The organism is Arthrobacter sedimenti, from assembly GCF_042652025.1.
GTDB classification, from domain to species: domain Bacteria; phylum Actinomycetota; class Actinomycetes; order Actinomycetales; family Micrococcaceae; genus Arthrobacter; species Arthrobacter sedimenti.
In genome coordinates, this window is the sequence record NZ_JBHSDQ010000005.1 from 259,770 (window position 1) to 274,153 (window position 14,384).

A 14,384-nucleotide genomic window follows, 5' to 3' on the forward strand; every position below is an offset into this window, starting at 1 on the left:
ATTCGGAACCAGACATATACCTGAAACGGAAAATAAAGAATGAGCGACGAAACCCCCGAGAATCCCGCCCCCGAGGCCGGAACTCCGGACACCGTTCTTGAAGGTGACGTGCTGATCGACCGCGTGGAGCAGGTGGACCTGCAGACGGAAATGCAGCGTTCTTACCTTGACTACGCCATGGCAGTCATTGTGGGGCGTGCCCTCCCTGATGTCCGGGACGGCCTCAAGCCCGTGCACCGCCGCGTGCTCTACGCGATGTTCGACGGCGGCTACCGCCCCGACCGTTCCTTCAACAAGTGTGCCCGTGTGGTGGGCGAAGTCATGGGCCAGTACCACCCCCATGGTGACACCGCGATCTACGACGCCCTGGTGCGCCTGATCCAGGACTGGACCATGCGCTACCCGCTGGCGCTGGGACAGGGCAATTTCGGCTCGCCGGGCAACGACGGTGCCGCCGCTCCCCGGTACACCGAAACCAAGATGGCCCCGCTGGCCATGGAGATGGTCCGGGACATCGACGAGGAAACGGTCGATTTCCAGGACAACTATGACGGCAAAAACCAGGAACCCACCATCCTGCCGGCCAGGTTCCCCAACCTGCTGGTGAACGGTTCCTCAGGCATCGCCGTCGGCATGGCCACCAACATCCCGCCGCACAACCTCCGGGAAGTGGCCGACGGTGTGCAGTGGTACCTTGCCAACCCTGAGGCCAGCCGCGAGGAGCTTCTCGAGGAGCTGCTGGTACGGGTCAAGGGGCCCGATTTCCCCACCGGTGCCACCATCCTGGGACACAAGGGCATCGAGGACGCCTACCGGACCGGCCGCGGTTCCGTCACCATGCGCGCCGTTGTTGCCGTGGAGGAGCTGCAGGGACGCACCTGCCTGGTGGTCACTGAACTGCCGTACCAGGCCAACCCGGACAACCTGGCCATCAAGATCGCCGAACTGGTCAAGGACGGCAAGATCCAGGGCATCGCCGACCTTAGGGACGAAACCTCCGGCCGCACCGGCCAGCGGCTGGTCATCGTGCTCAAGCGCGACGCCGTGCCCAAGGTGGTGCTGAACAACCTCTACAAGCACACCGAGCTGCAGAGCAACTTCTCGGCCAACATGCTCGCCATCGTGGACGGCGTGCCGCGCACCCTGAGCCTTGACGCGTTCATCCGCCACTGGGTGACGCACCAGATGGACGTCATCGCCCGCCGTACCAGGTACCGGCTGCGCAAGGCGGAGGAAGAAGCCCACATCCTGCGGGCCCTCCTGAAGGCACTGGACATGCTGGACGAGGTCATTGCCCTTATCCGCGCCTCCAGCACCACCGAGGCCGCACGCGACGGGCTGATGGAACTGCTGGACATCGACGAGCTCCAGGCGCGCGCCATCCTCGACATGCAGCTGCGCCGCCTGGCAGCTCTGGAACGCCAGCGGATCCAGGAAAAGCACGCTGAACTCGAAGCCCTGATCACCGAGTACAAGGAAATCCTTGGCTCCGAAGAGCGCCAGCGCGGGATCATCAGCACCGAGCTGGGCGAAATCGTGGACAAGCACGGCGACGACCGCCGCACCAAGATCCTCATGGGTTACGACGGCGACATGTCCATGGAGGACCTCATCCCCGAAGAGGAGATGGTGGTTACGATCACCCGCGGCGGCTACGTCAAGCGCACCCGCAGTGACAACTACCGGTCACAGCAGCGCGGTGGCAAGGGCATCAAGGGTGCCCAGCTGCGCGGCGACGACGTTGTGGAACACTTCTTCGTCACCACCACCCACCACTGGCTGTTGTTCTTCACCAACCTGGGCCGCGTCTACCGTGCCAAGGCGTACGAGCTGATGGAAGCGGGCAGGGATGCCAAGGGCCAGCACGTTGCCAACCTGATGGCATTCCAGCCCGACGAACACATCGCCCAGGTCCTGGACCTGAAGGACTACCAGCAGTCGCCGTACCTGGTCCTGGCCACCAAGAGGGGCCTGGTGAAGAAGACCCGGCTGGAGGACTACGACACCAACCGCTCGGCCGGCGTCATCGCCATCAACCTGCGTGACGGCGATGAATTGGTCTCCGCGCAGCTCGTCTCGGAAACCGACGACCTCTTCCTGGTGTCCCGCAAGGGCCAGTCGATCCGCTTCACGGCAACCGACGATGCGCTGCGTCCCATGGGACGCGCCACATCCGGCGTGACCGGCATGAAGTTCCGCGAGGACGACGAACTGCTGGCCGCGGACGTGGTCACCGACGGTTCGTTCGTGTTCATCGTGACGGAGGGCGGCTATGCCAAGCGCACGGCGGTGGAGGAATACCGCCTGCAGGGGCGCGGTGGCCTGGGCATCAAGGTAGGCAAGTACCAGGAGGAGCGCGGCCACCTGGTCGGTGCACTCATCGTCCACGAGGAAGATGAAGTCCTGGTGGTCATGGAGGGCGGCAAGGTTGTCCGGTCCTCCGTTGCCGGTGTTCCTGCCAAGGGCCGTGACACCATGGGCGTCATCTTCGCCAAGCCAGACAAGAATGACCGGATCATCGAGGTGGCACGCAACAGTGAACGCGGCCTCGAGGAGGAGGAATCCGGCGGCGATGACGTAACGTTGGCTGAAGATGGCGGTACCGCTGGGGAATCCGCCGCGCCCGCAATGGCAGAAGAATCACCGGCCGTAGAGTCAGAGGACGCCTCGGGCGACGCTGAGCCGAACGAAGACAACACGGAGGTAACGAGTGAGTAATTCCGACTCATTTCCCAAGCCGAACAGTACTGTTCCCGACGGGAACCGGCCTTCAGCGGCACCCCGCGTGAACGCCCCCGTACGTCCGCAGCAACGCCCGGCAGCCCCTGCCGGCGCGCCAGGCCAGCGGCCCGCCGCCCCCGGCCAGCGCCCGCAGCAGGGCGACCGCCCCGTGCAGCCCGGCCAGCGTCCCTTCCAGGGACAGCAAGGACAACGCCCGGCACCGGCAGGACAACGCCCTGCACAGGGATCCTCCGGGCAGGGGACGCCCGGCCTGGTCAAGCCCGCTCCCAAGGCGAAAGTCCGCCGTGCGCGCCTGCTGGTCAGCAAGGTAGACCCCTGGTCCGTCCTGAAAATGGCGTTCCTGCTGTCCGTGGCACTGGGCATCGTCACCGTGGTGGCCGCCATCGTCCTGTGGACGGTCTTGGACCTGACCGGAATCTTCGACCAGGTGGACAGCCTCCTCGGCACGCTCGCCGGCTCTGAAAGCGGCGGTTTTGAACTGAAGAAGGTTGCCTCGCTGGGACAGGTGGCCTCATTCGCCACCATCATCGCCGTAGTCAACGTTGTGCTGCTGACGGCGCTGTCCATGCTTTCCGCCGTCCTCTACAACATTTCCGCCACCCTGGTGGGCGGTATCGGAGTAACCCTCACAGACGATTAGGAAGCCATTTCCGCCGGCTCCAGACCGGCGGAAAGGCCCGATTTGAGATCGGGCCGGGGTGTGCTGTAAAGTCATGTCTCGGCCCGATGAGGGATCGGGGCGTATAGCTCAGGTGGTTAGAGCGCTTCGCTGATAACGAAGAGGTCCCAGGTTCAAGTCCTGGTACGCCCACGGAACCTGTGCAGGTTTCAAATCGAGGTTTGGTCCGGTTCATCCGGTACCTGGCCGGAACGGGGAGCATGTGAAGAAGTTGCTTGTATTGGCAGCGGCAATCGCAGGCGTCCTGGTCTACCGCAAAGCACAGGAGTCCGAAGCCCGGAAAACAGTTTGGAGCAAGTCGACCGATACGGTTGATTAGCCCGGACACCCGCGCCGGGAGCGGTCAGACGCTCCCTGGTTCTAGGGTATGATGGACGGGTTGCTTCTTATGGGGGCATGGCGCAATTGGTAGCGCACCTGCTTTGCAAGCAGGGGGTTCGGGGTTCGAGTCCCCGTGCCTCCACCATAGGAAAGTCCCGGTCAGCGTAAAGCGCAGGCCGGGACTTTTGCTTTCCATCATCGCCGGGAAACCAGTATCAGGGGGCTGCAGTGAACTTCCTCTTCGCGGCCCTGGGCGTCCTGGGTGTTGCGTCGTCAGGCCCCTTGATCGCGGCCACCCTCGGTGCCACCAGCGTCAGCGCCCTGGCCATCGCCTTCTGGCGCAACGCCATCGGTGCAGCCGTCATGGCCACGCCCACCCTGGTCCGGCAGCCCCGCCAGTTCGGCAGCATCACCGGCCGTGAGTTCCGCTGGTCAGCGCTGGCCGCAGTCGCCCTTGCCCTGCACTTTGCCTGCTTCATCACCTCCCTCCAGCTGACCTCCGTGGCAGCGGCCACCGCCCTGGTATGCCTGCAGTCGGCGTGGATCGCGGTCTTTCAGCTGATGCGCGGCACCCGCCACCGCTGGCAGGTCCTGGTGGGACTTGGCATCGCCTTCGGCGGCGTCGTGGCCATCACGGGCTTCGATCTGGGATCCTCCCAGCAAGCCCTCATGGGAGACCTGTTGGCGATGGCCGGCGGTGCCTTGGCAGGTCTCTACACCCTGGCCGGGGGCAAGGCGCGGCAGAGCATGACCACCGGAACCTACACCACGCTTTGCTACGGCATGTGCGCGGCGCTGGTGGCCGTGCTGGCCCTGATCGGAGGCCAGCCCCTGGCCGGCTTCGAACCGGCCGGATGGCTCGGCATCGCTGCCATCACCGTCTGCGCGCAATTGGTGGGGCACACGGCCTTCAATCACCTGCTGGCCACCATGAGCCCGCTGATCGTCTCCATGATCATCCTGCTGGAAATCCCCGGAGCAGCCCTGCTGGCGGCCGTGTTCCTGCACGAGACCCTGCCTGCGGGCACGTATGCGGGGCTTGCCCTGATCCTGGTGGGACTCGCCGTCGTGGTCCTGGGACAAAGGAGTGGCAGGGCCGGCAGGCGCGGAGCGGCACCCCAGGAGGAGCCGCCGTCGGAGCGCCTCGCCGAGCTGGGGACTGACTAAGTTCTCTACTGTCCGCCGCGGCGCATCGGCTGCGCGGTGTTGACCGTGTGGATGGCCCTGAGGAGCTTGGCCGGGAAATACACCGAGAAGAAGACCACCATGGGAGCCTTCAGCGCCATCTTCTTGACGTTGTGGGCCTTGTAGGTCCGGTCAAACCTGGTGACGTAGTAGCGGTAGTCGCGCGGTGAGTCCTCCAGCCGGCGAGCGGACATCCCGGACACCATCTGCGGCCAATAGCGCACCGGAAGCTCGTGGTCGGCCAAGTGCAGGGACAGATCGATGTCCTCGTGCATTTCGTCCTTCTCGTCCCGGCAGGCCTCCGCGCGGATGGTCTCCCAGGCACTGGCACGGAGGGCCATGTTGGAGCCGAAGAGGAAATGATATTGGTGCTTGGCGAGCTTCAGCATGAGCTGGCGCATTTTGTCGTCCGCCTTGAGCCCGAAGCGGCGCATTGGCATGTCGTAATACACCACCGGGCCGGTGGCGGCCTGTACAGACGGATCGCCGAACGCCTTCTGGACCTGCTCCACCCAGTCCGGTTCCACGATGGAATCTGCGTCAATGCGTCCCAGGATGTCTCCAGTGGCGCAGTCGAGCCCGAAGTTCCGGGTAGGGATAAGCCCCTGCTCCCGGTCCTGGCTCAGAAGGATGATGGGGCTTTCCGGATATTCCAGCTGCATTTGGCGGACGATGTCAGCGGTCCGGTCCTTCGAAAGGTTGTCCACCACAATGATCTCGTGGGCAGGAACTGACTGGTAGATGGCGGCGATGAGGCACTGCCTGATCACGCTCTCCTCGTTGTACGCCGGGATAACGATGGACACGCGGAGCTGTATGGCTGCGTCGTTCACGGCATCCCCAGAGGATCGATTGGCTGACATCCCCTCAAATCTAGCATCAGGGCCTTTCCTGCCGGGGACCGATCGGCAGGCACGAAAACCGGTCGGCAGGCACAAAAAAGGAGCTCCGCGGTGAAACGGAGCTCCTCTTGAGTTGCAGCTTTTGTGCTGCGGGAAAAACTAGGCTTGGCTGCTGCCCTTGTCCTCATCGGCAACCGTCTTGGCGCCGCCTTCGGTGTCGTCGGCTACGTGCCGGGCCTTGTCAGCGGCGTCGGCAGACTTTTCCTTGACGGTGTCCGCCGCGTCGCCTGCCTTGTCCGCCGCGGCTTCGGCGGCGGAGCCGGTGGCAGCGGCAGCCTTATCGGCGGCATCTGCGGTGGTCTCCTTGACGTCGCTGACGGTGGTGGCAGGGACGGGGGCGGGAGTGGGCGTGACCGGTGAGGGAGTCTTCCACGGGTCTTCCACCGGCTTGGATGCCTTCCAGGCTGCAACGCCGGCGGCCACGGCGGCGGCCACCACGCCGAAGACCAGCCAGCCACGCTTCTTCGGCTTCGCCGGCTGGGCCAACTGGACATCCACTGCGCGGCTGGCACCGGCTGCAGCGGCCTTGAGCTGGGTTCCGGTTGCCTGGGCCTGCTCCTGGATGGCGTGGATGAGTCCCACGTCGCCCAGCTTCTGTGCCACGGCGTCCACCCGTGCCGGCGTGTTTTCCAGGGTGCGGTGTACTGCACCGGACGCCACGCCGATCTGGTCCGAGAGCTTGGGCAGGTATTCCACCACGACGCGGTCACGCGCATTCAGGACTACCGGTGTGGCCTTGTCCAGGGCTTCATGCAGCCTGGGTGACGCGCCCTCGACAGCGTCGTTGATCTTGGGGGCCAACTGGGCCAGTCCGTCCTGGATCCGGGGCGTCACAGTGGCAACACCGTCTGCCAGGTTGTGGGCGGCCGACTTCAGGCCTTCCTGGATCTTGGGAGATGCGGTATCCAGGCCCTGCTGGAGGCGGGGAACAGCCCAGTCCACTGCAGCTTCCACCCGGGGGGCCGCCCAATCCTTGGCGTTCACCACCGCGCTGGTGACCGACTGCTCAAGGTCACGGGCAATACGATCCGACTTCTTCACAACTACCTCCCGATTAATGTGACGGTTCTGTCGCTAGCCTACGTGCCCAGATCTTCACGGGCTATTCACTTTGCGGATTTTGGGGGGATTTCACCCAGCGCGGAACTGCCTCCGCAGCCGGGGCTGCCCCAAACCGGCATGGGAGAATAGGGCCTATGACTGCCATCGCAACTGCAAAAGCAACCATCCACACCAGCCTCGGCGACATCGTGGTTAACCTCTTCGGCAACCACGCGCCCAAGACGGTCAAAAACTTCGTGGGCCTTGCCACCGGCGAGCAGGCCTGGACCCACCCGGAAACCGGCGAGGACAAGACCGGCACCCCGTTGTACAACGGAACCATCTTCCACCGCATCATCAAGGACTTCATGATCCAGGCCGGCGATCCGCTGGGCCGTGGAACCGGCGGCCCCGGCTACCGCTTTGACGACGAAATCCACCCGGAACTGAGCTTCAACCAGCCCTACAAGCTCGCCATGGCCAACGCCGGCATCCAGATGGGCAAGGGCACCAACGGTTCACAGTTCTTCATTACCACCATTCCCACGGACTGGCTCCAGGGCAAGCACACCATCTTCGGCGAGGTGGCTGACGAGGAATCCAAGAAGGTCGTCGACGCCATCGAGGGCGTGCGCACGGGCATGGGCGACCGTCCTGTGGAAGACGTGACCATCAACAGCATCGACATCGAACAGCTGTAACGCTCCACCATGAGTTACGGAATTCCGTCGGCTGAGCCGTCCGCCCAGGTTCCGGTCTGCCCCCGGCACCCGGACCGGCCGTCCTACGTGCGCTGCCAGCGCTGCGGGCGCCCGGCATGCCCCGACTGCCAGCGGGCGGCCGCCGTCGGATTCCAATGCGTTGACTGCGTCAACGAAACACAACGCGCGACGCCGGAGGTACGGACCGTCTATGGCGGCGCCGTTGCTACTGGCAAGCCACTGGTGACGTTCGGGATCATCGCTGCGTGCGTCGTTGTCTACGCACTGCAGATGCTCATTCCGGGCGACTGGGTGTACAAGCAGTTCGCCTACAACAACTACTTTGCCGCCCCGCAGTTCGGCGCCTTCGAGCCCTGGCGGATGATTACGTCTGCTTTCCTCCACTCGCCGGACTCGCTCCTGCACATCCTCCTGAACATGTACACGCTCTGGATCTTCGGGCAGGCCCTGGAACCGATCCTGGGCCGCCTGCGCTTCCTGGCGCTGTACCTCATCTCCGCGTTCGGTGGTTCTGTGGGCTACCTGCTGCTGAACCCCCTGCTGGTGCCCGGACAGGGCCTGGTTGGGCTGGTGGGCGCATCCGGTGCCATCTTCGGCCTTTTCGGTGCCATGCTCCTGGTCCAGCGGCAGCGCGGCGGAGATACCCGCCAGCTGTGGGTGCTGATCGCCATCAACGGCGTCATCGGTTTCCTGATCCCCCACATCGCCTGGCAAGCCCACCTGGGCGGCCTTATCACCGGGGGCCTCTGTGCCGCCGTCCTCGCCTACGCTCCGCGGGGGCGCCGCCGGGGCCTGATCCAGGCAATGGGCCTTGCCGGCGTATTTGCGCTGCTGATCGCCGTGACGTGGGTGCGGGTGTCCCTCTAGACCCCCCGAGCCCCTGTTGTTCATTGCGCCCCCGTACCGGCCGGTACGGGGGCGCTTCCTTTTCCACAGCCCTTATCCACAGTGTTAATAACTTACAAGCGTGTAGTTCAAGCGGCCGCCCCATCATTGACGGCCCGTACCGGGAAGCCCGCTTCGGAGTGGACACGTTTCTCCACACCTGTGGATAACCTGTGGGGATATCGCTGTGCGTAAGTGGATAAGCAGCGACTTGCCAGCCTTCATGTGGAAAAGATGGCCTGCTGCCGCTTTCAAAGCACCTACTACTGATCCCGGCGCACGGTTATCGACAGCGATATACACAGTGTTAATAAGTCACAGCGCTGTAGTTCCCGAGCCAGACCAACCCGCGGGAGTAGGGACTAAAGCCCCTGGTGGCATTGATTTCCACCAGGTTTCCCACATCTGTGGATAACTTGTGGGTATTGCGGTGTTGGTAAGTGGATAAGCGGCGATACGACAGCGGCAGGTCCGCATCCTGCCTATGATGGTTGCCTGCCAGCCGTTCAGCGAAAAGGACACCTGTGAGCGTCACCGAGCATCTGTACCTGGACAAACAGCATCCAGCCCTCTGGAAGGCCATCAGCGGACTGGGCCTCAAGGTGCAGGAAGCGGCAGAAGAGGCGGGAATAGGGCGGAACCTGCTGGAGCTGCTCAATGTCCGCATATCCCAGATCAACGGCTGCGCCTACTGCCTGGACCTGCACGTGCGGAGGGCCGGAGAGGCGGGAGAGACTTCCCAGCGGCTGGCGGTACTGCCCGCATGGCGCGAAACCTCCTTGTTCACGGACAAGGAACGGGCGGCACTGGGGCTCGTGGAAAGTATCACGGAGCTCCCGGACGAACGTGCCAGGGAGCAGGCGGAGGCAGTCGCGCGGCAATGCCTTACGGCTGAAGAATTTTCTGCCGTGAGCTGGGTTGCCGTGACAATGAACGCCTTCAACCGGGTCTCCATCACCAGCCATCATCCAGTCAGGCGTGAGCGCTCGTAGCAGTCGCCCTCATGGGGGATAACATCCAGGCAGCCCGGGATACTGTTTATCCACAGGTATTCCACACTGTTAATAACAGCAAAGTGAGGTGCCGGAGAAGGCCGTATCCCTGCTGCCAGTAGCTGCGACGGCCTTCCCCGGCAATGCCGGCATTGCTTTTCCACACTGTGGATAACCTTCCCAACAGCTGGGGATAACCTGCAGGGTGCTTACCCAGGCCAGATGCCCGAGGATCCCCGGCGATGGCTGCCCAGGAGGTGGGTGTCCACCATTCCCACGGCCTCCATCAGCGCATACATGGTGGTGGGTCCTACAAAGGAGAAGCCACGCTTGCGGAGCGCCTTGGACAAGGCAAGGGACTCTGCCGACTGGGTGGGGATATCGGTGATTGCCTGTGGCCTGGGCGTGCTGGCCGGGCGGAAGCTCCACACAAAGTCCACCAGTCCGCCGTCGTTCCGAAGCTCGAGGGTGGCCTGGGCATTTTTGACCGCGGCGACAATCTTCAACCGGTTCCTGATGATCCCGGGGTCCTGCAGCAGCCGTTCCACGTCTGCGGCGGTGAACACGGCCACTTCCTCGGGATCGAAGCCGGCGAAGGCGGCGCGGAAAGCCGGGCGCTTCCGGAGGATGGTGGCCCAGGAAAGCCCTGCCTGAAAGCCCTCAAGGCAGATCCGTTCGTAGAGGCCCTGCTCGTCCGTGACGGGCAGCCCCCATTCCTGGTCGTAATAATTCCGCATGAGCGGATCTGTCGCAGCCCAGGCAGGCCGGGCGAGGCCATCCTCGCCGACGATCACCCCGGCGGACCCGGCAGCCAGTGCAGTCCCTCCTGATCCAGGCCGCGTGCCGCTAGGAACGCCAGCGGGTGGTCATCAGGAACCCCACGATGGCGATGCCAAAACCGGCCACGATGTTCCAGGACTGCCAGGCCTGTACCGGAAACCGCCCCTCGCTGATGTAAAAAGTGATGATCCACAGGAGGCCGATAATCATCAGGCCAAACATGACCGGCTTGAACCAGACGGGATTGGGCTTGTAAGCCTGGGGGGAAGCCGGCTGGGCGGTGCTGGCGGTCTTCTTACGAGGCTTTGACTCGGGCACTGGCTCTCCTTGACGGGCTGGGCAAGCTCGGCGGTCCAGGCTTGGTATCCTGCAAGAAGGAAATTGCCAGCGGTCTGCGCGATCTTGGTCAAATCTGGATTCTTACTAGCAGCCAATTCTAGCCGCAGTTGATGGGCAGCCCGTGCGGGCCTGGCCGGGGCACTGCCAGGGTAAACGCCCGGAGGGGAACGCGTGGTATTGCAGGAGAAGGCGGGGCCCGCCACTGCGCCCGCCCCCCGTCGTGCCCTGCTGCGCGGCACCATCCAGGTGCTTGGCGAGCTGCTGATTACCGCCGGCGTCATCCTCCTCCTCTTTGTGGCATGGCAGCTGTGGTGGACCAACGTGGAGTCCGATGCCAAGCAGACCCAGGTCATCAAGGAGTTCGCCAAGGACCTTGGCACCGCGGCCCCCGCTCCCGCAACCACCGCTCCTTCCGCCCCGCCGGCCGCATCGGAAGATTTCGGCAAGCCAGTGGTGGGAACCGCGCCCGGCCATGCCGGCACCATCGGCATCATGTACATCCCACGGTTCGGTCCCACCTACACTCGCCCCATCGTCCAGGGAACCAGCCAGGACGTCCTGGACACCCTGGGCCTTGGGCACTACAGCAACACGGCGATGCCCGGGGCCGTGGGCAACTTTGCCGTCGCCGGCCACCGCCAGACTCACGGGGCCGTGCTGGACAACATCCACACGTTGGTGCCGGGCGACAAGATCTACGTCCAGACCAAGGACGGCTATTACGTCTACGTCTTCCGGAACAACCAGATCGTGATGCCCTCCCGCACGGACGTGCTGGAACCGGTACCAACCCAGCCCGGCGCAGCACCCACCGAAAGCTACCTCACCATGACCAGCTGCAACCCCCGCTTCGGCGCGGAAGAACGCATCATCGCCTACGCCCTGCTGGACAGTTGGCGCCCGGCGTCAGCCGGGCCGCCGGCAGAAATCGCGGCGCAGGTTGCGGCAGCCACGGGAAGGAGCTGACCGTGTACGCCTGGATTTTCTGCCACCTCCCGGGACCGCTCTGGGTCAGGATCATCATTTCGCTGGCACTGATCTTTATTGCGCTGGTCCTGATGGTCCAGTTCCTTTTCCCCTGGATGTCCCACTTCACCCAATTCACCGACTCAACGATTGGTTCCACAGACCAGCCATGACCACAACCAAAATCCTTGTAGTGGATAACTACGACAGCTTCGTCTACACCCTGGTGGGCTACCTCCAGGAACTCGGCGCCGAGACCACAGTGGTCCGCAACGACGATGTCACCCTGGCAGAGGCGATCGAACTTGCCGGCACCCGTGACGGCGTCCTCATTTCGCCCGGTCCCGGCAACCCCGCCGAGGCTGGAGTCTGCATTGAGCTGATCAAGTGGTGCGGTGAGAACAGCGTCCCCATGTTTGGCGTGTGCCTGGGACACCAGGCGTTGGCGGAGGCCTTCGGCGGCAAAGTCACCCATGCCCCTGAGCTCATGCACGGCAAGACGTCCCTGGTGGAGCACATCGGCACCAGCGTTTTCGCCGGGCTCCCCTCTCCCGTTACGGCCACCCGGTACCACTCGCTGGCAGCGGTCCGGGAATCCATTCCGGACGTCCTTGAAGTTACGGCGCAAACCGCGTCAGGTGTGGTCATGGGACTCCAGCACCGGACGGCACCGCTGTGCGGCGTGCAGTTCCACCCTGAATCGGTACTCACCGAGGGCGGGTACCAGATGCTCGGCAACTGGCTGGAGTCGCTGGGCATGAAGGGTGCGGCTGCGCGGGCCGCGAAGCTCAGCCCGCTGATCCAGCGCTAACCGCAACTTTCCCCAGCCCGGAAGCCTCAGCCCTTTTTGGTGGGCTTGGGGGTGGGCGTCGCCGAGGGCGTGGGCGAGGGGGTTTCCGTTGGCGGCGGCGGCGGTGGCGGCGCCTTGGCCACCACGATGGTAATGGTCTTACCCTGGTCGACGGCGGTGTTGGCCGGATCGCTCTGGTCCGTCACCTTGCCCGGCTCCACCTGCGAGTTTTCCATCTCGATCACCGAGGGCACCAGGCCCAGCTGCTTCAGGGCTGCTTCGGCCTCTTCGCGGGTAAGGGCGCGAAGTTCCGGGACCACCACCTTGCCGGTGGAAACGATGAGCTCCACGCTGGTGCCGACGCCGACGTTTTGTCCTGGCGCGGGGTTGGAAGTGATCACGATTCCTGCAGGCACGGTGGCGCTGTTGGCGGTTGTGGTGGAGGGGGCGCCGACCAGCCCCACCTGGCGCAGGATGTCCCGTGCAGCGGCCTCAGTCTTCCCGGGCAGACTGTCCGGGATCTTCACCGAGCTGGGCCCGTCGGAGACATTGAGGATGATCTCTGCGCCCGGGTCGAGTGAACCGCCGGCCGCAGGATCGGTCCCGACCGCGGTCCCCTTCGGCACCGTGTCGTTTGCCGCCCGCGCGATCTTGGGCCGAAGCCCGGCGTTGTACAGCTCCTGCAGGGCAGCAGTTTCCGTCAAGGACGCCACCGATGGGATCTGCACCTTCGCCGGAGCAGGGGCCGGGCGGTTGACGGTTTGGTAAAGCCAGAGGCCGCCGCCGGCGAGGACCAGCAGGGTGAAAATCACCAAGGTGGCAATCCACGCACGACGGCGGGCGTTCTGCCGGGTGCTCCGCTCACGTTCCGGAGGGAGGCCGAGCGGCAGGGCAGCGGCCGCACTGTACCCGCGGCCGTCGTACTCATGAGTCCCGTGCCCATCCGCAAGTTCCAGCGGAACCGCCGGGCCGCCGTCGCCATGGAACAGGTTGGTGGCAGCCAGCCGCCCCGTGGGCGCGTCATCAAGGAAACCCGCGCCGCCGGCAGCGAATGCCTCCGTGGGCGGCGCTGCTTCGGGAACGTGGTCGTTGGGATCGGTGGGCGCCTCCGACGCCGGCACGGCCGGGACGGGGACCCCGGCCTTGGCAGCCCGCAGGGCGCGGCGGAAAGCGGCGGCATCCTGGAACCTGTCGGCCCGGTTCTTCTGCAGGGCCTTGGCCAGGACCGTGTCCAGCGCCGGCGACACCTGGGAATTGAGGCTGCTGGCCGGCTCCGCAATTTCGCGGACGTGCTGGTAGGCAACGGACACCGGGCTGTCGCCGACGAACGGTGGGCGGGAGGTAAGCATTTCGTAGAGCAGGCAGGCAGCCGAATAAAGGTCGCTGCGCGCATCCACGGTCTCACCCCGGGCCTGCTCCGGAGAAAGGTACTGGGCTGTTCCCACCACCGCCTGGGTCTGGGTCATGGTGGCCGAGGAATCGGCGATGGCACGGGCAATGCCAAAGTCCATCACCTTCACCGAGTTGGTGCCCGGGCAGTACATCACGTTGGCAGGCTTGATGTCCCGGTGCACGATTCCGGCCTTGTGGCTGTACTCGAGGGCCCCCAGGACGCCCAGTGTGTAGTCGATGGCCTGGTCGATGGTGACGTCATTGGCGCGGATCAATTCACGCAGCGTCTTGCCCTCAACGTACTCCATCACGATGTAGGGCACCCGCACGTCCTCGGCCGAGCCGTCATGCACCATGTGCTCGCCGGTATCGAAGATGGCAACGATGGACGGGTGGTTCAGGGCGGCCACAGCCTGGGCCTCGCGCTTGAACCGCGCCTGGAACTGCGGATCCCTGGCCATGTCCGGCCTGAGCAGCTTGACGGCAACAGTCCTGCCCAGCCGGGTGTCTGTTCCCTTGTAGACGTCCGCCATGCCGCCACGGCCAATGAGGTTCCCCAGCTCGTAGCGGCCGCTCAGGACACGCCGGTTATCAACCGGCAGGCTGTCCTCCCGGTGCAACGGTGTGCGTGGTGACTCATTCACTGGT

15 protein-coding genes and 2 tRNA genes are annotated in these 14,384 nt (G+C 64.4%); 12 read left to right on the top strand and 5 right to left on the bottom strand.

Going from position 1 to position 14,384, the window contains the following annotated elements:
* Window positions 1–39: 39 nt before the first annotated feature.
* The 6 genes from gyrA (at window position 40) to ACFO0G_RS13890 (ending at window position 4,909) form a co-directional block, all read left to right on the top strand.
* Complete coding sequence (gene gyrA, locus ACFO0G_RS13865; protein ID WP_286400629.1) at window positions 40–2,718, top strand: DNA gyrase subunit A; 2,679 nt, start codon at window positions 40–42, stop codon at window positions 2,716–2,718.
* A complete protein-coding gene (locus tag ACFO0G_RS13870) occupies window positions 2,711–3,382 on the top strand; it encodes a DUF3566 domain-containing protein (protein ID WP_286400631.1) in 672 nt (223 codons plus the stop codon). Before gyrA ends, ACFO0G_RS13870 begins: the two co-directional genes overlap by 8 nt.
* Before the next feature lie 97 nt (window positions 3,383–3,479).
* Window positions 3,480–3,553: transfer RNA gene (locus ACFO0G_RS13875), tRNA-Ile, on the top strand.
* Between the two features lie 70 nt (window positions 3,554–3,623).
* A complete protein-coding gene (locus ACFO0G_RS13880; RefSeq protein WP_229748488.1) occupies window positions 3,624–3,740 on the top strand; it encodes a DLW-39 family protein in 117 nt (38 codons plus the stop codon).
* 71 nt (window positions 3,741–3,811) lie between these two features.
* Window positions 3,812–3,887: transfer RNA gene (locus ACFO0G_RS13885), tRNA-Ala, on the top strand.
* Between the two features lie 83 nt (window positions 3,888–3,970).
* Window positions 3,971–4,909, top strand: coding sequence for a DMT family transporter (locus ACFO0G_RS13890; protein ID WP_286400634.1), 939 nt, complete (start codon window positions 3,971–3,973; stop codon window positions 4,907–4,909).
* 5 nt (window positions 4,910–4,914) lie between these two features.
* Here the strand turns inward: ACFO0G_RS13890 and ACFO0G_RS13895 are convergent, their stop codons facing one another.
* Window positions 4,915–5,790: a glycosyltransferase family 2 protein gene (locus tag ACFO0G_RS13895; RefSeq protein WP_376978285.1), complete on the bottom strand. Its 876-nt coding sequence runs from the start codon at window positions 5,788–5,790 to the stop codon at window positions 4,915–4,917.
* A 138-nt stretch (window positions 5,791–5,928) separates the two neighbouring features.
* Window positions 5,929–6,870, bottom strand: coding sequence for a hypothetical protein (locus ACFO0G_RS13900; RefSeq protein ID WP_376978287.1), 942 nt, complete (start codon window positions 6,868–6,870; stop codon window positions 5,929–5,931).
* A 155-nt stretch (window positions 6,871–7,025) separates the two neighbouring features.
* On the opposite strand from ACFO0G_RS13900, the gene ACFO0G_RS13905 reads away from it, so the two are divergent.
* The 3 genes from ACFO0G_RS13905 (at window position 7,026) to ACFO0G_RS13915 (ending at window position 9,469) form a co-directional block, all read left to right on the top strand.
* Window positions 7,026–7,571: a peptidylprolyl isomerase gene (locus tag ACFO0G_RS13905; protein ID WP_255173843.1), complete on the top strand. Its 546-nt coding sequence runs from the start codon at window positions 7,026–7,028 to the stop codon at window positions 7,569–7,571.
* Between the two features lie 9 nt (window positions 7,572–7,580).
* Complete coding sequence (locus ACFO0G_RS13910) at window positions 7,581–8,459, top strand: rhomboid family intramembrane serine protease (RefSeq protein ID WP_376978290.1); 879 nt, start codon at window positions 7,581–7,583, stop codon at window positions 8,457–8,459.
* Window positions 8,460–9,001: 542 nt separating this feature from the next.
* The gene (locus tag ACFO0G_RS13915) at window positions 9,002–9,469 is read left to right on the top strand and encodes a carboxymuconolactone decarboxylase family protein (RefSeq protein WP_376978292.1); all 468 of its coding nucleotides are present in this window, start codon (window positions 9,002–9,004) and stop codon (window positions 9,467–9,469) included.
* Between the two features lie 209 nt (window positions 9,470–9,678).
* Here the strand turns inward: ACFO0G_RS13915 and ACFO0G_RS13920 are convergent, their stop codons facing one another.
* Entirely contained in the window at window positions 9,679–10,284 is a 606-nt protein-coding gene (locus ACFO0G_RS13920) for a DNA-3-methyladenine glycosylase I (RefSeq protein ID WP_376978333.1), read from the bottom strand.
* Window positions 10,285–10,315: 31 nt separating this feature from the next.
* Window positions 10,316–10,567 (bottom strand): cell division protein CrgA, encoded by a 252-nt coding sequence (locus ACFO0G_RS13925; protein WP_236800400.1) that lies wholly within the window; start codon window positions 10,565–10,567, stop codon window positions 10,316–10,318.
* A 192-nt stretch (window positions 10,568–10,759) separates the two neighbouring features.
* On the opposite strand from ACFO0G_RS13925, the gene ACFO0G_RS13930 reads away from it, so the two are divergent.
* The 3 genes from ACFO0G_RS13930 to ACFO0G_RS13940 are packed head-to-tail and all read left to right on the top strand — an operon-like array spanning window position 10,760 to window position 12,365.
* Entirely contained in the window at window positions 10,760–11,554 is a 795-nt protein-coding gene (locus tag ACFO0G_RS13930; RefSeq protein WP_286400645.1) for a class E sortase, read from the top strand.
* Window positions 11,555–11,556: 2 nt separating this feature from the next.
* Window positions 11,557–11,727 (top strand): hypothetical protein, encoded by a 171-nt coding sequence (locus ACFO0G_RS13935; protein ID WP_376978295.1) that lies wholly within the window; start codon window positions 11,557–11,559, stop codon window positions 11,725–11,727.
* The gene (locus ACFO0G_RS13940; RefSeq protein WP_376978297.1) at window positions 11,724–12,365 is read left to right on the top strand and encodes an aminodeoxychorismate/anthranilate synthase component II; all 642 of its coding nucleotides are present in this window, start codon (window positions 11,724–11,726) and stop codon (window positions 12,363–12,365) included. Before ACFO0G_RS13935 ends, ACFO0G_RS13940 begins: the two co-directional genes overlap by 4 nt.
* Before the next feature lie 26 nt (window positions 12,366–12,391).
* On the opposite strand, the gene pknB is transcribed toward ACFO0G_RS13940, so the two are convergent.
* Entirely contained in the window at window positions 12,392–14,380 is a 1,989-nt protein-coding gene (gene pknB / locus ACFO0G_RS13945; RefSeq protein WP_376978299.1) for a Stk1 family PASTA domain-containing Ser/Thr kinase, read from the bottom strand.
* Between the last annotated feature and the right edge of the window lie 4 nt (window positions 14,381–14,384).